The 19,542-nt window shown below is 66.5% G+C and carries 15 protein-coding genes; 5 read left to right on the top strand and 10 right to left on the bottom strand.

What is annotated here, in order from left to right; all coding sequences use genetic code 11:
• The first annotated feature begins 31 nt into the window (after positions 1 to 31).
• Positions 32 to 865 (top strand): tetratricopeptide repeat protein, encoded by an 834-nt coding sequence (locus tag ECTPHS_RS08450; RefSeq protein WP_008932310.1) that lies wholly within the window; start codon positions 32 to 34, stop codon positions 863 to 865.
• Positions 866 to 967: 102 nt separating this feature from the next.
• Positions 968 to 1,750, top strand: coding sequence for a ParA family protein (locus ECTPHS_RS08445; protein ID WP_008932309.1), 783 nt, complete (start codon positions 968 to 970; stop codon positions 1,748 to 1,750).
• Positions 1,751 to 1,763: 13 nt separating this feature from the next.
• Here the strand turns inward: ECTPHS_RS08445 and ECTPHS_RS08440 are convergent, their stop codons facing one another.
• Together ECTPHS_RS08440 and ECTPHS_RS08435 are read right to left on the bottom strand one after the other, a co-directional pair.
• Entirely contained in the window at positions 1,764 to 2,015 is a 252-nt protein-coding gene (locus tag ECTPHS_RS08440; RefSeq protein WP_050814236.1) for a hypothetical protein, read from the bottom strand.
• Between the two features lie 8 nt (positions 2,016 to 2,023).
• Positions 2,024 to 2,224 carry a 4-oxalocrotonate tautomerase family protein gene (locus ECTPHS_RS08435; RefSeq protein WP_008932307.1) on the bottom strand — a complete coding sequence of 67 codons (201 nt, stop codon included), beginning with the start codon at positions 2,222 to 2,224 and terminating at the stop codon, positions 2,024 to 2,026.
• A gap of 159 nt (positions 2,225 to 2,383) precedes the next feature.
• On the opposite strand from ECTPHS_RS08435, the gene ECTPHS_RS08430 reads away from it, so the two are divergent.
• Positions 2,384 to 2,569, top strand: a complete 186-nt coding sequence (locus tag ECTPHS_RS08430) for a PLD nuclease N-terminal domain-containing protein (protein ID WP_008932306.1) — start codon at positions 2,384 to 2,386, stop codon at positions 2,567 to 2,569.
• On the opposite strand, the gene ECTPHS_RS08425 is transcribed toward ECTPHS_RS08430, so the two are convergent.
• The 3 genes from ECTPHS_RS08425 to dacB all read right to left on the bottom strand — a co-directional run bounded on the left by ECTPHS_RS08425 (position 2,566) and on the right by dacB (position 6,573).
• The gene (locus tag ECTPHS_RS08425) at positions 2,566 to 4,752 is read right to left on the bottom strand and encodes a YgiQ family radical SAM protein (RefSeq protein ID WP_008932305.1); all 2,187 of its coding nucleotides are present in this window, start codon (positions 4,750 to 4,752) and stop codon (positions 2,566 to 2,568) included. The two genes, ECTPHS_RS08430 and ECTPHS_RS08425, sit on opposite strands and share 4 nt — an antisense overlap.
• 10 nt (positions 4,753 to 4,762) lie before the next feature.
• Positions 4,763 to 5,038, bottom strand: coding sequence for a late competence development ComFB family protein (locus ECTPHS_RS08420; RefSeq protein ID WP_008932304.1), 276 nt, complete (start codon positions 5,036 to 5,038; stop codon positions 4,763 to 4,765).
• A 104-nt stretch (positions 5,039 to 5,142) separates the two neighbouring features.
• Entirely contained in the window at positions 5,143 to 6,573 is a 1,431-nt protein-coding gene (gene dacB / locus ECTPHS_RS08415) for a D-alanyl-D-alanine carboxypeptidase/D-alanyl-D-alanine-endopeptidase (protein ID WP_008932303.1), read from the bottom strand.
• Positions 6,574 to 6,977: 404 nt separating this feature from the next.
• On the opposite strand from dacB, the gene ECTPHS_RS08410 reads away from it, so the two are divergent.
• Complete coding sequence (locus ECTPHS_RS08410) at positions 6,978 to 7,262, top strand: 2Fe-2S iron-sulfur cluster-binding protein (RefSeq protein ID WP_008932302.1); 285 nt, start codon at positions 6,978 to 6,980, stop codon at positions 7,260 to 7,262.
• A 39-nt stretch (positions 7,263 to 7,301) separates the two neighbouring features.
• Positions 7,302 to 7,658 (top strand): 2Fe-2S iron-sulfur cluster-binding protein, encoded by a 357-nt coding sequence (locus tag ECTPHS_RS08405; protein ID WP_008932301.1) that lies wholly within the window; start codon positions 7,302 to 7,304, stop codon positions 7,656 to 7,658.
• Between the two features lie 169 nt (positions 7,659 to 7,827).
• Here the strand turns inward: ECTPHS_RS08405 and recD are convergent, their stop codons facing one another.
• The 5 genes from recD to accA are packed head-to-tail and all read right to left on the bottom strand — an operon-like array spanning position 7,828 to position 19,496.
• Positions 7,828 to 9,945, bottom strand: a complete 2,118-nt coding sequence (gene recD, locus ECTPHS_RS08400) for an exodeoxyribonuclease V subunit alpha (RefSeq protein WP_008932300.1) — start codon at positions 9,943 to 9,945, stop codon at positions 7,828 to 7,830.
• Complete coding sequence (recB, locus tag ECTPHS_RS08395; RefSeq protein WP_008932299.1) at positions 9,945 to 13,712, bottom strand: exodeoxyribonuclease V subunit beta; 3,768 nt, start codon at positions 13,710 to 13,712, stop codon at positions 9,945 to 9,947. The genes recD and recB overlap by 1 nt, the downstream gene beginning before the upstream one ends.
• A 10-nt stretch (positions 13,713 to 13,722) precedes the next feature.
• Positions 13,723 to 17,193, bottom strand: coding sequence for an exodeoxyribonuclease V subunit gamma (gene recC, locus ECTPHS_RS08390; RefSeq protein WP_040405585.1), 3,471 nt, complete (start codon positions 17,191 to 17,193; stop codon positions 13,723 to 13,725).
• A 52-nt stretch (positions 17,194 to 17,245) separates the two neighbouring features.
• Positions 17,246 to 18,514, bottom strand: a complete 1,269-nt coding sequence (gene tilS / locus ECTPHS_RS08385; RefSeq protein WP_008932297.1) for a tRNA lysidine(34) synthetase TilS — start codon at positions 18,512 to 18,514, stop codon at positions 17,246 to 17,248.
• Between the two features lie 25 nt (positions 18,515 to 18,539).
• On the bottom strand, positions 18,540 to 19,496 hold the full coding sequence (gene accA / locus ECTPHS_RS08380) for an acetyl-CoA carboxylase carboxyl transferase subunit alpha (protein ID WP_008932296.1): 957 nt from the start codon (positions 19,494 to 19,496) through the stop codon (positions 18,540 to 18,542).
• Between the last annotated feature and the right edge of the window lie 46 nt (positions 19,497 to 19,542).

The raw sequence follows: 19,542 nt of genomic DNA, 5'->3' as shown, positions 1-19,542 counted from the left end.
GTGACGAATCCGTTAAGGAGTGGATTCCCGCATGCGCATCCTGCTTTTAACCCTGTTGCTGCTGTCGACCAGCGCCGCTTCGGCAAATCCGGCACCGGATCCGGATCCGGAGGCACGGGCCCATCAGTACCTGGCGCAGGACCCGCCGGCCCATGACCAGGCCAGAGCCCTGTTCATGCAGGCCGCCGAGCAGGGTTCACCCACCGCCATGGCCTACCTGGGATGGCTGTTCGAACACGGTCATGGAACGGCACCCGACGGTGAACAGGCGGTGTACTGGTACGGCCAGGCCGCCCGAGCGGGTGCCCTGCCCTATGCCATGCACCTGGGCTGGATCCATCTGAGGGGCGAACGGGTCCCGCGAGACCGGGAGACAGCGGAAGACTGGTTCCGGTACGCCATCGACCAGGGACATGCACCCGCGCGGGTGGCGCTGGCTTCGATCTGGATCGCCGACGCCCTCGGAGGACGCGATCCGGATCTCGCCCTGGCAGCGGAGGCCCTGCTATTGCCGGCCATGGAGGCCGGTGAAGTGCTGGCCCTGTATTTCCTGGCACGACTCTATATCGAGGGGATCGGCGGCGTGACGGCGGATGACGACAAGGCCTTCCACTACACCCATGAGGGTGCTCGCCAGGGTCACCCCCGCATGCAGGCCTGGCTGGCCATGATGCACGCGGAAGGTCGGGGCGTGACCGCCGACCCCGTGGCCGCCATCCAGTGGTCGAATCTGGCGGCGGCGGGGGGCGATGAACTGGGGATGGACCTGCGCCGGACGCTGGAATCCCGGGCCACGCCGGAGCAGATCCAGGAGGGCCGGGGCCGGGCCGTGACCTGGGCGCTGTCCCATGGACAGCCGGACTGAGGGTCCGACAGTCCTCGACCCCGGGGGCGCCTTTGTCTAAACTGCCCCACCAACTGAGGCATGGACACCCTGTCCATGCGCCATTCCGGTTGGGAGCAGTACATGAGACGCGTGATCTTCAATCAGAAAGGGGGGGTGGGAAAGTCCACCATCACCTGCAACCTGGCGGCCATCAGTGCCAGTCACGGCCTGCGGACGCTGGTCATCGACCTGGACCCCCAGGGCAATTCCAGCCATTACCTGATGGGACAGGCCGCCGATACCTGCAAGCACACCATGGCGGACTTCTTTGCCTCCACCCTGGGCCTGATGCGGCTCACCGGACGCACCGCCTCCCTGGCCCAGTTCGTCAGCCCCACCCCGTTCGAGAACCTGAGCATCCTGCCCGCCAACCGGGAACTGGAAAACCTGCAAACCAAGCTGGAGTCCCGCTACAAGATCTACAAGCTGCGCGACGCCCTGGACGCCATCGCCGGGGATTATGACTGCATCTACATGGACACCCCGCCGGCACTGAACTTCTTCACTCGTTCAGCCCTGATCGCCTCGGAACGCTGCCTGATTCCCTTCGACTGCGACGATTTTTCCCGCCGCGCCCTGTACGAGCTGCTGGACAACGTGCGGGAGATCCAGGAAGACCACAATGACCGGTTGCAGGTGGAAGGCATCATCGTCAATCACTTCCAATCCGGCGCCAACCTGCCTCGGGCGCTGGTGGACGAACTGATCAGCGAGAACCTGCCGGTACTGGCCACCTACCTGTCGGCCTCGGTGAAGATCCGTGAATCCCACCAGCATGCCCGCCCCATGATCCACCTGGCGCCCAACCACAAGTTGACCGCCGAGTATCAGGCCCTTTACCGACTGCTCAACGGTCACGCCTGAAACGACGGACTCGCTACTTGCGGGATTCCTTGAGGAAGAAGGCCCCCAGGCCGATGAAGATGCCGCCCACCACCAGGGCGGCGGTTCCGCCGATGCCCTGCCCTTCCCCCACGGTCAGGCGGCTGATCCAGATCTCCCCGCCCAGCAGGGTGAACAGGCCCACGCCGATCAGCAAAAGCCCCACCAGCACCAGACCCATGTCGGTCTTCTTCCGGCGTCCCCCGGGACCCGGTGCACTGCCCGAACGCTTGAACGGGTGCCCCATGATTCGCCTCAGCCCTGGCGACGGAGTAGGGTCACGGTCTCGCCGCCGATGCCCCAGTTGTCGGTATCCACTTCATCGATGACCACCACCGTGGTCTTGGGGTTCTTGCCCAGCACATCCACCAGCAACTGGGTGGCGCCGCGGATCAACTCGGCCTTCTGCTCCGGGGTGGCGCCTTCACGGGTGATCTTGATGTTGACATAGGGCATGGACTGGACTCCGCTGCTTGATGAATCAAACGCCTGTCATCGGCGAGGATACCGGCATCAACGCCATGATGCCAACGGCGGCGGAGTCTGGCCAGAGCAACACGGTCCGGGTATGGTGGCAGGGGAACGTCTCTTTCCATCCATGCAACGGAGGTGTTTATGGGCTTTGAAGTCACCGGTCTTTTGGGCCTGATCCTGCTGATCGCCGTCATCTGGGCAATCGTGAGCACCATTCAGAGCCGTGCGGGCACCGGGGCCAAGGTGCTCTGGATCGTCCTGTTGCTGCTGTTGCCGGTCATCGGCTTCATCCTCTGGCTGCTGCTGGGACCCAAGGCGGGGCGTTAACGACGCTTGCGGGTACGGCCGGCCACCGCACCGCGATCCGGTGCCGGACCGCGGGGACTCTTGCGCCGCGACGCGGGGCGCTCGGCGGCCTGTACCGGTCGCCGACGCCCCTCCCCCGTGGTTCCGGTTCCCGCCGGCTGGAACCGGGGCACCAGGTGGCGCTTGCCGTTGCCGATCAGGTCGGCCCGCCCCATGCGCTGCAGGGCTTCCCGCAACAGCGGCCAGTTTTCCGGATCATGGTAGCGCAGGAATGCCTTGTGCAGCCGGCGCTGACGCAATCCCTTGGCGGTCGACACCCGTTCACTGCCCCGGGTCACCGGCTTGAGCGGGTCTCGCTCGGCGTGATACATGGCGGTGGCCAGGGCCATGGGACCCGGCAGAAAGGCCTGAACCTGATCCAGACGGAAGCCGTTGTGCTTGAGCCACAGGGCCAGATGCAGCATGTCCTCATCGGTGGTGCCCGGATGGGCGGCGATGAAATACGGCACCAGGTACTGTTCCTTGCCCGCCTCCCGGCTGAAGCGCTCGAACAGTTCCCGAAACCGCTCGTACACCTCGATGCCCGGCTTCATCATCCGTGACAGGGGGCCGGGCTGGGTATGCTCCGGGGCGATCTTCAGATACCCGCCCACGTGGTGGGTGACCAGTTCGCGGACGTATTCCTTCGACTCCAGGGCCAGGTCGTAACGCAACCCCGAGGCGATCAGCACCTTCTTCACCCCGGGACGCTGGCGGATACGGCGATACAGCCGGATCAGCGGCCCGTGATCGGTATTCAGATTGCGGCAGATGCGGGGGTGCACGCAGGACAGACGGCGGCAATGGGCTTCGATGGCCTTGTCCTTGCATCCGAGCTGGTACATGTTGGCCGTCGGCCCGCCCAGGTCCGAGATGATCCCGGTGAATCCCTCCACCTTGTCCCGGATCTCGTCCACTTCCCGTTCGATGGAGTCCTCGGAGCGGGACTGTATGATGCGCCCCTCATGTTCGGTGATGGAACAGAAGGTACAGCCGCCGAAGCAGCCACGCATGATGTTCACCGAGAACCGAATCATCTCCCAGGCCGGGATGCGCGCCCCCCGATACGCGGGATGGGGGGCGCGGGCAAAGGGCAGGTCAAACAGCTGATCCAGCTCGATGGTGCTCAGGGGAATCGGCGGCGGATTGATCCACAGGTCCTTGTCCCCATGTCCCTGCACCAGGGCACGGGCATTGCCCGGATTGGTTTCCAGGTGGATCAGGCGCGAGGCGTGGGCATAGAGCACCGGGTCATCCTGCACCGTGTCGCAGTCGGGCAGGCGGATGACCGTCCGTTCCCGGGGGTGGGCCGTCAAGGCACGCCGCTGGACGCGAATCACCTGGGCACCCGCGGCCTTGCCCCAGGCCACGGCCTGACCCGGGCCGCACTGCTCCGGAATCTCCTCGCAGTAAGGATCCCGATGTCGCTGCACCGGCCCGGGCCGGTCCACCAGAGTGGAGTCCAGCACATGCCAGTCTCCCGGCGGGGTATCCAGCAAGAAGGCGGTGCCGCGCAGATCCTTCATGTCTCTGGGGTGTTCCCCCCTGGCGATACGATGGGCCGCCTCCACCAGGGCACGCTCCCCATTGCCGTAGATGAGCAGATCGGCCCGGGAGTCCAGCAATACGGAGCGGCGGACCTTGTCGGACCAGTAGTCATAGTGGGCCACCCGTCGCAGACTGGCCTCGATCCCGCCGATGATGACGGGCACGTCGCGATAGGCCTCCCGCACCCGCTGGCTGTAGACGATCACCGCCCGGTCCGGCCGCCGGCCACCCTCGTCGTCGGGGCTGTAGGCATCGTTGCTGCGCAGGCGGCGGTCGGCGGTATAGCGGTTCACCATGGAATCCATGTTGCCCGCGGTCACGCCGAAGAACAGATTGGGCCGGCCCAGGGCCTGAAAAGGCTCGGAGGAACGCCAGTCGGGCTGGGAAATGACCCCCACCCGGAAACCCTGGGCCTCCAGCAGGCGACCGATGATGGCCACCCCGAAGCTGGGATGATCGATATAGGCATCACCGGTCACCAGAATCACGTCACAGCTGTCCCAGCCCAGCTGATCCATCTCGTGCCGGGACATGGGCAGGAAGGGCGCGACGCCGAAGCGTGCGGCCCAGTAGGAGCGGTAGGAAAAAAGCGGTCTGAAGACGGCAGAGGGGGTCATCTAGGAATCGTCAGGTTTCGCGCAGTTCCTGGCGCCGGTGAGTGGTACGGAAGGCATAGTCCACCGCCTCGTTGACCTGGCGGTTGATCACGTCCCAGTCCTCGTCGGTCAGGCGGGTGGTGAGATCCACGGAAAATCTCAGGTAACGGGGCGGCAGGCGATTGAGGGCCACGCAAGCCAGGTCGTCCATATGCACGGTATCCAGCGGATCACCGGACTCCAGCAGGACGTGACGGATACGGTCGTACACCAAGTGTTCGTAGTAGTTTTGAATACCGCCGATCATTGGGAGTTCCTCCAAAAACGCAATCAGGCATGGGGCCAACCGGTATCCGCCGGTTACCAGGATAGTAGCGCAGCTTCAACGGCGTAGATATCAGGCTCGCCCCCCTACCCCTGACGATATACCCAGCGCAGCAGGGCATCCTGGATCTCAAGACCGGCCCAGCGGTGGGCATTGGGATGATTGATCAAAACCACCACCACCAGATCGCGTCCACCGGCGGTGCGCACATACCCGGCCACGGAAGACACACCATTGATGTAACCGGTCTTCAGGTGCATCCGCCCGGCCTCGGGCTGGCCCACGAAGCGGCGACGCAGGGTGCCGTCCATGCCCGAAAGGGCCAGGGACGAGACATACTCCGGCATGTAGGCGCTCCGGCGTCCGGCCATGAGCACCCCCGCCAGCTGGCTGGCCGTGATCCGGTTGGTGCGGGAAAGACCGGCGGCGTTGTCCATGACCAGCCCCCGGGTGTCGATCCCTTCCCGTTCCAGAACCTCCCGAATGGCGGCATAGCCCTTTTCCAGGGTGGCCGGACCGCCATACCGGTGGGCCCCCAGGGCCAGCTTCATATGACGGGTCATGACATTGTTGCTGTGCTTGTTCACCGGTCGGATCAGATCCCCCAGCGGCGGGGAATGGTGCACCACTCGTGGACGGGACGCGGGATCGGGGATCCGGCCCAGCCGCCACCCCCCTTCCAGGGTGCCCCCCCACTGCCCCCACAGTTCCGTGAACAGACTGTAGGCATATTCTTCCGGCGGCAGGGCGGTGCGCAGCAGACTCACGTCCTCACAGCCCCTGGGGAACTCCCCTTCCAACAGTACCCGCGGCACTGGCTGTTCCCGGGCCACATGAAAGCCGACGCCCTGGGGAAAGGTGCCGCAGGACTGTCCACCCAATCGCAGGCGGTTATCCAGGCGCAGATCCGCCAGGGGTGGATCCACCGCCACCTGCACGGAGCGCCCGTCTTCGGCCGGACGGAACTGGAAGCTGATGGCATTGAAGTTCATCAGCAAGGCATGGGGCGGCTGGTTGTAGGCCCGGAAGGGTTGGCCGTCGAAGGCGCCGGGATCCTCGCGGGGGATGTCGAAGTGACTCAGATCGAAGACCAGGTCGCCCTGAATGCGCTGGATACCGGTGCGGCGCAGGGCACCGGCCATCTTCCATACCTCCTGAGCCACCAGAAACGGGTCTCCCCCGCCGCGGATGTAGAGATCCCCCTGCAGGGTGCCATTGACCACCGGGGCAAAGGTATGGATTTCCGTCTGCCAGGTATGGGCCGGACCCAGCACTTCCAGGGCCGCATAGGTGGTCACCAGCTTGATGGCCGAGGCGGGATTGCGCGGCACATCCACCCGGTGTTCCAGCAACGGGGCGCCCCCCGTCACCGGCTGCACCAGGACGCTGATGCCCTCGGCGGGAATCCGGTACTGCTCCAGCAGTCGCTGCACCTGGGGCGGCAGCGGCTGGGCCGCCGCCTCCGCCATCATGAACACACACAGACACAGGGATACCAGGACACGGGCAAGCGACATGGCGGAGGATCTTCGGTACAGGGGAGGGAACATGGGCCGGAGCGTATATGGACAGTCTTGTGCAGTGCAACTCTATCGACATCTTCCCATTGTCGCTCCCCCCTCGCCACTCCCCTCTCCCCTCGTCACTCCCGCGAAAGCGGAAGCCCAGAATTCGTAGTCCTGCACAGGCACTGGATTCCCGCCTGCGCGGGAATGACGGGGTCAGAACACTGACAAATATCCGGGTTGTCTTGAAGCTCACATACGCCGGGTCTTGCCCAAGCTCACTAAAAAAAACACAAATCATTGAAAATCAACAAAAATAATAAAAAAGACACAACAAAAAGACCACGGTACAAATATTGCTTCAACCCGGCTGCGAGTGATTCGCCATGACATGACGACAATGAGGAGAATGCACCGTGGCCAAGGCCAAACTGACGTTCAAGGATATCAATCTCACCGTGAGTGCCCCGGTCGGGGTGCGGGTGATCGAAATCTCGGAAAAGGTGGGCTCGGGGATCATCTACGGCTGCCGCGAAGGTGATTGCGGCACCTGCCTGATGCAAGTGGAGGAAGGCTGGAACAATCTCACCGAACCCTCCGTGGTGGAACATAAGGTACTGCGGGAAAACAACGCCGGTCGGCACCAGCGACTGGCCTGCCAGGCCCAGGTACTCGGTGACGCCACCGTGCGCCCGGTCTGATCCGGCATCCAGTTTCATCACCTTGAGGAGATCACACCCATGCCCAACATCACCTTCACCCATCCGGACTACAAGGACAAGACCGTGTACGCGGTCGCCGGTAGCCATACCGAAACCATCCTGAAGATCGCCCGGGAAAACAAGCTGCCCATCAGCTTCGACTGCCAGGATGGCGAATGCGGAACCTGCCTGATCAAGGTCACCCACCTGGACAAGAAGACCCCCAAGGGTGGCCCGCTGACCGCCAAGGAACAGACGGTGCTGCAGCAGCTCGGCAAGCTCAGCAGCGATGACATCGAGCAGATGTCCGTGGACGACATCCCCTCACAGTGGCGTCTGGCCTGCCAGATGATCGTCAGGGACGAGGACCTGCTGGTGGAATACGGCGTCAGCTAGGGAGATTGTGCACAGGCCCCGGCGCTTTTACCGGGGCCAACCCATTGTCAAGACTTGACATTTTCGACAGCGGAGGAAATGCTGATCCGTTGAGTCGTTTGAATTTCCCGCTGGTCATTTTCTGGCCAATCTGTTTTGAACCCATGCCCGGACGGGGGTTTTGACGGGTTCATGACATGGTTTCCACAGAGTTTTCCACAGGTTTTGTGGATAGCAACGCCCCCTTGAGTCCGCTGCTTCGAAGCACCCGCCGTTTCACCCCCGCTTCCAGAATGCCCGCCCTGGGCATCAACAGGCTGAACCACCGACTGGCGCGGGTGATGGCGGTGTAGATCAGTTCCCGGGTCAGAATGGGGCTGGGGGCGTCCGGCAGGACCAGGGCGGTGTGGCGGAATTCGGACCCCTGGGATTTGTGCACCGTCATGGCGAACACGGTTTCCACCTGCCCCAGGCGACTGGGCAGAATCCAGCGCACCCGTGGGCTGCCGTCCGCCGCCGGGAAGGCGACCCGCAATACCCGGCCGTCCGGGGCTTCCGGATCCGGCATGGACAGGGCAACGCCCATGTCCCCGTTCATCAGCCCCAGGCCGTAGTCATTGCCGGTGACCATCACCGGCCGCCCGGGATACCAGACCCCTTCCGGCGCCAGCAGACCCACCCTGCCCAGGGCCTGGGCGATGCGATGATTCATCTGTTCCACGCCCCAGGGTCCGCCACGGATTACGCACAGGCACTGAAATTCGGCCTGAGCGCCCAGGATGCGTCCGGCCCAGTCATCCACCGCTTCGCGACAGGCACCGTCACCGGGATCGGTGTCGCGCATCACGGTCAGATAGTGGGCATGGCCTCGGGGCCGCTCCCCCTGCCCTGCCCCATCATCCTGGAACAGATCCCCGCCGCCCTGGATCAACACCTGCTCCAGGGCCTTGTCACCGTCACCGCGCAACGGCACCCGGGCCAGGTCCGGCAGCCGGTCCCCACCGCCCCACACCGCCGCCACCTGGGCCGGATCCCCCCCGTTGACCGCCCTGGCCAGACGCCCGATGCCACTGTCGGCGCCGAAGCGGTGGCTTTGTCTGAGCATGATGATGTGCTGATCCAGGGGCCGGCCCGTGCTATCCACCATGGCGGGGGGCAATGCTTCACCGCTGACCCCGTGCAACCAGTCCCGGATCCTGGATGAGTAGTGACCGCCGTCGGCCCGGTCGCAGAGTTCACCCAGCACCGCGCCCGCCTCCACCGAGGCCAGCTGGTCCTTGTCCCCCAGCAGGATCAGGCGGGCCTCCGGCGGCAGCGCCTGTACCAGCTGGCTCATCAGTTCCAGATCGATCATGGAGGCCTCGTCCACCACCACCAGATCCACCGGCAGGGGGTTGCGGGCATGATGGCGGAAATGGCGACTATTGGGCCGGCTACCCAGCAACCGGTGCACCGTGGTGACCTGGGTGGGAATGGCGGCGCGGATACGCCGACCCAGGTCATCATCCGGCAAGGGCAGCGCCCCCACCCGGCCGGCCACGGAACTGTTGAGCCGGGCCGCCGCCTTGCCCGTGGGGGCGGCCATGCGGATGCGCAGGGGCTGGCCCTCCGTCTGCCCCGACAGATGCAGGGCCTGCAGCAGGGCCAGCAGACGCACCACCGTGGTGGTCTTGCCCGTACCCGGCCCGCCGGTGATGACCGCAAAGGCGCCACCGGCGGCCAGGGCACAGGCGATACGCTGCCAGTCGGGGGCATCGGACCGCACCGGGCCGAACAGCCGATCCAGCCAGTGACGCATGCGCTCGCCGGACAGGGCCTGGCGCAGCCCTTCCCCCATTGCCAGCCGTTCACCGATGGCTTGCCCGATGCCCTGCTCGTACTGCCAGTAGCGCCGCAGATACAGACGCTGCCCGTCCAGCACCAGGGGCGTGGTGCCCGCGCCCGCCGCCACCAGTGACGGGACCTGCGCCAGGGCCTGATACAGGGTCGGCAGCACCAGTCCCGCCAGACACCAGGAAGGACGGGGGGGCGGCAACACCCCGTCGTCCGATTCCGGCGGCAGGGACAGACTCAGGTCCGGGTCCGCCAGCAGGGCCGCCAGGTCCAGACAGACATGCCCTCGCCCCAGCTGGTGGCTGGCCAGGGCCGCCAGCAACAACACCAGCGGCGGGGTATCCGGCGCCTGTTCGTGCAGAAAGACCGCCAGGGCCCGGTCCAGGGGACGCAGCCAACCCCGTTCGGTCCACTGATCGAGCAGGGTTCGCAACGATGGCCAGTGAGTCAGCAATGTCTGCGGTGTCATGGACATCAGGGCTGCTCCCGCCGGGCAAAGAGTCCGTCCAGGGCGTCCATGAAGTCGGCGTCCGGACGCTCGAAGTGAATCCCGCCGCCGTCGGCGTCCAGCCCGCGCAGGAAGAAGATCAGGGCGCCCCCCATGTGCCGCGCGTACGCATAGTCCGGCAACCGCGCCCGCAGCAGCCGGTGCAGCGCCAGACAATAAAGGCTGTACTGGAGATCGTAACGTCGGGCGGCCACCGCGCCGGCCAGGGCTTCGGGGCCATAGGCGCCGGCCGTATCCCCCAGCCAATTGGACTTGTAGTCCGCCACGTAATAGCGCCCCTGGTGTTCGAACACCAGGTCGATGAAACCCTTCATCATGCCGTTAAGGGTATCCGGCAGCAGGGCCGGCCGAGGGCGGCCGTCCAGGGTATGACGGGTCACCAGCCGGTCCAGGCTCCGGGTGTCCACCTGCCCGGCCTGGAACCAGAAATCCATTTCCGCCTGACAGTGGGCCAGTTGCCCCAGTACCAGGGGTGCACGGCCCGGCTCCCATTGCAGAGGGAGCCGCAGCAGATCCCGCAACCACTGGTTTATCGGATCGATCCAGTGCTCCCAGCCCCGGTGATGACAGCGCCGGGCCACCAGTTCCCGCAGCGGTGCCGGGTCCCGGGCCAGGGTCTCGAATCCGGTGCGGGCCATCCACTCCAGGAGGCCGTGGAGGAAGGTGCCGGGCTCGGGACCACGGGGGAAATCCGCCGGTGGTGCGACCACCGGGGATGGGGATTGCGTCATGGTCGGGGTATCCGCGCCATTCCGGGCCGGTGGCGCGACAGGGGGGGATCCGGCCTCGTCGACGGCCTCCCGCAGACGCTCCTCCTGGGCTGACTCCGGATCGGGGCGCGGCACCGGATGGTCCTGGCCGACGAGCCTTAATGCACTGTAGCTGGCGATCCACCAATGCTCCCGGGCCGGGCGCAGGGGCCGCCGGGCCGGGCGAGTGCCCGCCGTGACCGGCGCCCGCTCCGGAAGGCCCGGTGCAATCACCGGCACCGGTGGGGCGGGCATGATTCGGATCACCTCATCAATGGGCGGCGCCTGTACCGATGACATATCCGTGGGCAGCAGATCATCGGCCCGCAGGGCTTCCAGCCGGGCACGCAGTTCGGCCGGCGCGACGGGCTTGCCGCCCCCGAGCAGGCTGCCCAGGGCGCTGCGATGAAAACCACCGTCCCGGCTGCGATCCTTGACCGGCGCCACCCCCAGCCAACAGGCATGACAGGCCCGGGTCACCGCCACATAGAGCAGGCGCACATCCTCCGCCAGACGGGCCTCGTCGGCCCGCTCAAGGTCCTCCGGGGAGGGCGTGAAACTGACCACACGTCGCCCTGAACCGTCCCGGTAGATCAGGGGCGGCTTGCCGCCGTTGCCGGGCCGGTAACCGGCAATGAAGGGCAGGAACACCAGGGGATACTGCAACCCCTTGGACTTGTGGATGGTGACCACCTTCACCAGATCCTCGTCACTTTCCAGGCGCAGGATCTGCTCGTCAGCGGCCTGCCGGTCCGCCTGCCGGTGCTCCACCAGATGGCGGATCAGGGCATGCTCTCCCTCCAGCTCCGTGGCGGCCGCTTGCAGCAGCTCGCTCAGGTGCAGCAGGTTGGTGAGCCGGCGTTCGCCGAAGGGCTGACTGAACAGGCGCCGGGGCAGCTCGAAGTCATGCATCAGGTGCCGCAGCATGGGCAGCACGCCCTGGCTGCGCCAGTACCGGCGGTAGCCGCGGAACTGTTCCACCCGGCGTTCCCAATGCAGTTCATCCTGGTTGAGGGCATCCAGTTCCGTCAGGGACAGATCCAGCAGCGGGGTGGCCAGGGCCGCCCGCAGCAGACGGTCGGATTCCGGCTCCGCGCAGGCCCGCAGCCAGCGCAGCAGGTCGCCCGCCTCCGGGCTGAGATAGACCGACTCCCGGTCGGAGAGATAGACACTGCGGATCTGATGGGCACGCAGGGCCGCCTGGATCAGGTTGGCCTCGCCCCGGTCCCGAACCAGCACCGCCATGTCCCGGGGTTTGAGGGGGGTGAAACCGGGATTGTCCGGGTCGTCGGGGCGGGAGAAACCCGCCCGCCCGGTGCGACCGGCCGCCAGCAGGTCCGCCATCGCCCCGGCACAGCGTACCGCCATGGTCTCCATGTAGGCCTGCCTGCCCAGGGTGTCATCGCCCTCCAGATGCCACAGGGTCAGGGCCGGCTGGAGTTGGCCCTGCACCTGCAGGCGCGTGTCGCGACCACGGGCCCGGACCGGCAGGAAGGGCACCGGATTGTCCGCGGTCCGGTCGGGCCGGAACAGGAACGCCCCCCGGGGATGCTCCCGTTCTCCCAGGGCAAACAGCCGGTTGAAACCGGCCACCGCCGCCTCGGTGGAACGATAATTGACACCCAGGGTGTAATGACGCCCCCGGGTGGCCAGGCGAGCCTTGAGGTAGGTATGGATGTCGGCGCCGCGAAAGGCATAGATGGACTGCTTGGGATCACCGATCAGGAACAGCCCGGCATCCGGCGTGCCCGCCGCCAGGTCGTAGACCCGCTCGAAGATGCGGTACTGCACCGGGTCCGTATCCTGAAACTCGTCGATCAGGGCCACCGGAAACTGACGGCGCAGGGTGACGGCCAGACGATCACCGTTGGGGCCGTCCAGGGCATCCCGCAGACAGGTCAGCAGATCATCAAAGCCCAGCTGGGCCCGGCGGCGCTGGGCCTGGCGAAAACGCCGCTGCACCCAGGCCGCCGCGTGACCCAGCACCTCGGCGGCCAGATCCCGGTCCAGTTCATCCGCCTGCTCCAGCAGCTCAAAGGCCGGGTGGAGATCAGCAGGCAGGCTGCCCCCCTTCTTGAGCCGGGCATTCATGCCGGACCGGCTGAGCTGTTCCAGCGGGTCCTGACTGCCCGGGGGTTCGGGGCGCAACCGGGACGGTTCCTGGGCCCATTGGCGCATGCACGCCAGCAGGCGATCGGAATTGCGATACTTGTTGCCGTTGAGCACGGGCAACAGGCCATGGCGGAACTGATCCGCCAGGGCATCGAACTCATCCCGCCAGGGTGCCTTGAGGCGTTCCAGCAGGGACACCCGCGCCGCCAGGATCCCGTCCAGGCAACCCGGCTCATCCTGGGGCGGATCTCCCGCCAGCAACCGTGAGAGGATGGGCAGCAGATCCTCCGGTCCCTCACCCAGCACCTGCCGAAGCAGGCCGAAATCGGCCGCGCCGCGGGGATAGACCACGGTGCGCCAGTAATCCCGCACCGCCTCGGCCAGCAGTTCGGACTGATCCGTCGCCAGGTTCTGGGTAAACAGACTGCCGCTGTCGAAGGCGTGTTCCCGCAGGGCCCGATAACACCAGCTATGGATGGTGGACACCGCCGCCTCGTCCATCCACTGGGCCGCCTGCTCCAGACGGCGGGCCGCCTGGGCGCGTTCAGCCGCGTCGGGATGATCCGCCAGCAGGGCCGACAGGAACGCATCCGGCGACTGTCCGAGAGGGTCACGAAACACCCGGGCCGCTTCCATCAGCCGGGCATGGATCCGTTCCCTCAACTCCCGGGTGGCCGCCTCGGTGAAAGTGACCACCAGAATCCGGGGCGGCAGCAAAGGCTCGGGAAAGGCGTTCGCCCCGCCATGGCCCAGCACCAGCCGCACATAGAGGGCGGCAATGGTGAAAGTCTTGCCGGTGCCGGCGCTGGCCTCGATCAGGCGGCTGCCGTGAAGGGGAAAATGCAGGGGATCCAGAACCTGGACATGGGACATGGGATAGGCCTCAATCCTTGCCCAGCAGATAGGCGGCCCGGCTCAGGGGGCCGTAGAGGTCGCTGGCCCAGGCCGGGAAATCCGGCTGGGCCAGCAGGGATCGGGTATCCGGCCAGGCCCGGGCCAGCCAGGGGTCCTGGTCCACCGCGCCCCCCCTGAACCCGTCCCCTTCATGGACCCGGGTCAGGATCTCTTCCGGGTCCTTGCCGTCCCGCTCCAGTGCATCCAGCCAGGCACTGCTGCCCCGGCAGTAGGCCGGGAGGGGGCGGGTCATTCCCGTTTCCCAGGCCCGCAGCAGGGTGTGCAGATGGTCCCGGGCCTCCTGTGCCGGCAGCGGATCCAGGCACAGGGTGTCGTCCAGCCCCATCAGCATCGTGCGCAGGTAAAGCCCCCTGGCATGGGCCATCAGGTGCTGTACCCAGGCCAGGCAGGCCTGGTCCAGGCGCTTGAAGGGGTTGATCTTTGCCCGCAGGACGCCGGCCCGGTACAACAGATGCACCCTCTCCCCGGCGTCGTCCAGACGCAGCCGGGGCAACCAGCCTTCCACCACCCGACCCTCGTGCTCGAAACGCAGCAGTTCCGGGCGCGGCAACCGCCGGGGGCAGGCCCGGACCGCTGCCTGCCAGGTGACGACCAGGTTCATCGCCTCGGCCCGCAGATGGTCGGCCTGCTGGCGCCCGATCTCTCCCAGGGCCAGCCGGCCGCTGCGCTGCCAGCCGATCAAGGCCGTCTCCAGACGCTCGGCGGCCTGCTCCGGATCGGCATCGTCCGCCAGGGCTGCCCCCAGCAGATGATCCAGGGCCTGCCAATGGTCCAGGCCATCCAGAACGAAAGGCTCCTGGTCTTCGCCGGCGCTCGGTGCCTCGTCGAAGTGGACCTTGAGGCGGTGGCGGAAAAAGCTGCGCACCGGGTTCTTGAGAAAGGCGGCGAGGTCTTCGGCGGGCAGTGCCTCTTCCAGTATCGGTGGGGGCAGTGCTTCCTCTTGGCGGGGAAATTGCCGTTCGCGGGCAAGGCCCGCCCCCACGCCGACATGCAGGGCTTCCCACTCCCGGGCATAGGTGAAGCGTCCGTCGTCATCGCCCTGGAAATAGGCCCGGCCAAAGGGCTGCAACGGGTAGTCGGTGGTCAGGGCCTTGAGCAGGGCTTCCCCGTTACTATTGCCCTCGCCCTGCAGGCACCAGCCGGCGGCCAGGTGATCCCGCAACTGGCTCACCAATACCGACGGTGGCTGCAAGGCATTGTCGCGGATACCCCGTCCCACCCAACTGATGTAAAGGTGATCCCGGGCCGACAGCAGGGCCTCCAGGAACAGGTAGCGGTCATCCTCCCGGCGCGAGCGGTCGCCGGGCCGGTGCTCTCCGGCCATGAGATCGAAATCCATGGGGACATGGGCACGGGGATAGTCGCCGTCGTTCATGCCCAGCAGACAGACCACCCGGTACGGGATGGCGCGCATGGGCATGAGGGTACATAGGGTCACCGCCCCGGACAGGAAGCGCTGGGACAGGTGGGACTCGTCCAGGGTACCGAGCCAGTGCTCCCGCACCACGGTGAGCGGCAGGGCCTCCACCATGCCCGCCGTTTCGCACAGGGTTTCCCAGTGCTCCAAGGCCTCGTCCATGCGCCGCAGCATGAGCTGCTCACGCTCCTGCGCGGGGGCGAAGAAATTCTGCATCAGGGTGCGCAGGCGTGTCCCCCAGACCGACGGCGTGGCCGGTTCGGCAAGACGCCGCCAGGCCTGGTCCAGGGCCTCCAGCAAGGCATGGAGAGGACCGATGAGGGCGGCATCCAGGCCGCTGATCTCGTCATAGGGCTCGATCTCCCGCCAGGGGCCTGGACTGCCCGCGGCATAGCCCAGCAACATGCGCCGCAGGCCGAAGCGCCAGGTGTTCTGCTCCAGTCCTTCCGGCAGGGACAGGGCGGAGCGCTGTCGGGCATCCAGACCCCAGCGGATGCCCGCCCCTTCGATCCAGGCCCGCAGGCGCGGCAGATCCCCCTGCCCGATGCCGAAGCGGTCGCGCAGGGCCGGCAGGTCCAGCAGGTCCAGCAATTCGCTCACCGACAGTCGGGACTCGGGCAGGCGCAGGAGCTGTTCCAGCACCATCAGGAAGGGGTCCCGCCCCCGCCGGGCCTGGTCGGAGAAACAGAACGGGATGTGACGGGGATCATCCGGGCGGGTCTGGCCGAACACCGCCTGGACGTGGGGTGCATAGCGGTCCACGTCGGGGACCATGACGATGATGTCCCGGGGCCGCAGGCTCGGGTCCCGGGAAAACCGCGCCAGCAGCTGGTCATGGAGGATCTCCACTTCCCGCTGGGGACTGTGGGCCACATGGAAGCGGATGGAATCATCTTCCGTCGGATCCACCGGGGGCCAATGGTCGCGAGTCTCCGCCAGAGGGCACAGATCGAGGATGTCATCCTGCAGTTGCTGCAACAGGGTTTCGCCTCCCCGGGGTTCGAACAGGTCGATGCGCTGCCAGGGCAGTGACTCCAGCAGGCCCCGGTAGTGAGCGGGGTCGTCGTGCTCGTCCAGCAGACGGATGTAGTCACGCCCCTGCTTGCCCCAGGCCGCCAGCAGGGGATGGGCATGGTTGTGCAGGTCCTCCTCGGCGATCACCTCGGGCATGCCGGCCTTGGGGGACTGACGGCGACGTCGGGCACGCAGCAGGTCCTTGTCGCTGATGATGTCGGCCCAGTAATGGCGACAGGGATTGTGCACGCACAGCAGCACCTGGCTGAAGCGGGCCAATCCCTCCAGGGCCTCCAGGGTCTGGGCCGGCAACGAGGAGATGCCGAACACGATCACCCGCCGCGGCAAACCGGGGGGACGGGCCTCCAGGGCACGGACCCGGTCCATGAACCGGACATGCACTCCGGCACGGCTCAGGCTGCGGGCATCGGGGGGCATATCCTCGATCAGGGCGCGCCACAGGGCCGGCTGCCAGCGGCTGTCCTCCCCGTCCAGGGGACGCAGCACGCCCCGAGGATCCCGCGTCTGGTCCCTGCCCGCGGCCCAGTCGTCCAGCCAGTCGGCCCGATAGACCTGATACTGGTCCAGCAGGTCCGCCAGGCGCAGGGCCAGCTGGTGGCGCTTGCGCAGGTCCGTATCATCGGTCAGGAATCGGCGCAGGGGGGCGAAGGCCGGCTGTTCCAGGCATTCGGGCAACAGGCGCATGAGGCGCCAGGTGAGCGGGTCCTTGGCGAAGGGGGATTCGGTGGGCACGTCCTCGGCGCCGAGGACGGCCCGATAGGCGTTCCAGAGGAAGCGGGCGGGCAGCTGGATATCCAGGGCGGCGGCGATGCCCATGCCGGCTTCCGGGCCGTCCGGGTCCATCGCCAGGGCCAGCTTGAGCCACTGGGCGATGCCGTTACTCTGGACCAGGATGGTCTCGTTTTCCAGCGGCGCCAGGGGGTGGCGACGCATCCATTCCACGACCAGGGCGCGCAGGTCTTCCAGGCGGTTGCCGTGGACCACCATGAAACCGGGGTTGATGGGGGCTGCGGTCAAGGCGAGACTCCGTTGCCGTGGTTCAGTCCTGGGATCCCGGCAGCATACCCCAGACCGCCACCAGTTGCTCATCGACATGAATCAGCGGCAACCGATCACGCTCCCAGGGCGGAACCCCCGCTTCCTGGAGCAGTTTTTTCAATGAACGGGTCTGGCCGCGCCAGCGAATCACCTCCCCGCCCCGCCGGAGACGCACCGTCAACGGCGCCGTCAGGGTGGACGGATCCAGTGCCCAGTGCGACCGCAGAATGGCGGGATCCAGGGTGATGCCCAACTCGGGCAACCGCAGGGGCGCGGTGGGCGTCCACTGCCACACCCGCCCCGCATCCACCGGCACCAGCGGCCGCATGGCATACAGATCATCCCGGTAGCGGCGGACCTCGGCTCCCTCCCAGGCCACCCGGGGACCGGCGTCGGAAGCGGCCTTGAGCATCTGTTCGATCAGGCTCTCCAGCCGAGCACGACCGGGCATGGGCAGACCCTTGTCCTGCAACCACCCCCGCAGGGCGTTGCGCAGCCGGGGACGACGCAGCCCGGCCAGACCGGCCACCGAAAGCGTGCCCGGCACGCTCCCCCGCACCAACTCCAGGTCTTGCCTGGCCCGCTCGGCCAGCAAATCCTGTGCCTCCGCCTGCAACAGGGCGGCCCGGGACAAGGTGGCATCCAGGGACGGCCAACGTGCCCGTAGCCGGGGCATGACCGATTGCCGAAGTAGGTTGCGGTCAAAGCGCGGGTCCGCGTTGCTGTCGTCTTCCACCCAGGTCAGGGCGGCCTTGCGGGCATGATCGGCCAGGGTGTCCCGGTCCAGATCCAACAACGGCCGGGCCTGCCAGCCGGGGCCAAAGGGCTTGAGCCGGGGCATGGCGGCCAGCCCGGCGGGACCGGCGCCGCGCAGAAGCTGCAGGAGCAGGGTCTCGGCCTGATCACGGCGATGATGGGCGGTGAGCAGGATCGCACCGGGTTCCATGGCCTCGGCGATGGCCCGGTAGCGAGCGGCGCGGGCCGCGGCTTCGGGACTCTCGCCGGTGGCGGGCCGGGCATCCACCACCAGGACCCGCAGGGGGATGCTCAGGTCACGGCAGAGGGATTCGCAGTGGGTCTGCCAACGGTCGGCGTGGGGACTCAGGCCGTGGTGGACATGCACGGCGGCCAGAGGAGGCAAGGTACGCGCCCCGGAAAGGACATGAAGGCCGTGAAGCAGGACATGGGAATCCAGGCCGCCGCTCAGGCCGATCAGCCAGCAGGGGGCCGGCGGCAGGCGTTCGAGAGCGGCGGCAAGGGTGTCCAGCACGGCGGGATGAAGGATCGGGCAGGGATTATTCCTTCACCTGGCCGTATTGCATGATCCGCCCGTGGCGACGGGCCACCAGGGCATCGATGTCCATGCACTGCAGCTCATCCAGGCCTTCCAGCAGGCTGGCGCGGAAGGTGTCGGCCATGGCCGCGGTATCGCGGTGGGCGCCGCCCAGGGGTTCGGGCAGGATGGCATCGATCAGGCCCAGTTCCTTGAGGCGGGCGGAGGTGATGCCCATGGCCTCGGCGGCATCGGCGGCCTTCTCCGCGCTCTTCCAGAGAATGGAGGCACACCCCTCCGGAGAGATGACCGAATAGGTGCTGTACTGGAGCATCTGCACCTTGTCGCCCACGCCGATGGCGAGGGCGCCGCCGGACCCCCCCTCGCCGATCACGGTGCAGATGATGGGGGTACGCAATCTGGACATCTCCAGCAGGTTGCGGGCGATGGCCTCGCTCTGGCCACGCTCTTCCGCGCCCACGCCGGGATAGGCACCGGGGGTGTCGATGAAGGTGAAGATGGGCAGGGAGAAGCGTTCCGCCATCTGCATCAGTCGCAGGGCCTTGCGATAGCCTTCCGGCCGGGGCATGCCGAAGTTGCGATGGATCTTTTCCTTGGTGTCGCGACCCTTCTGATGGCCGATGACCATCACCGGCCGCCCCTCGAACCGGGCCACGCCGCCGACGATGGCCGGATCATCCGCGAACGCCCGATCCCCGTGCAGTTCCTCGAAGTCCGTGAACAGGTGGGCAACATAGTCCAGGGTATAGGGGCGTCGGGGATGCCGGGCCAGCTGGGAAATCTGCCAGGGGTTGAGCTTGGCGAAGATGGACTCGGTCAGACTCTTGCACTTGGATTCGAGACGGGTGATCTCGTCCTGGATGTTGACCTCGGCATCATCACTGACATAACGAAGCTCTTCGATCTTGGCTTCCAGTTCGGCGATCGGTTGCTCAAATTCAAGGAAATCCGGATTCATCGGCGCGGGTCTGGGTCGGTTTTGGGAAAGGGGCCATTCTACACGG

It is taken from the genome of Ectothiorhodospira sp. PHS-1 (assembly GCF_000225005.1).
Taxonomy (GTDB): Bacteria; Pseudomonadota; Gammaproteobacteria; order Ectothiorhodospirales; family Ectothiorhodospiraceae; genus Ectothiorhodospira.
This window is presented reverse-complemented; position numbering and strand designations above follow the sequence as displayed.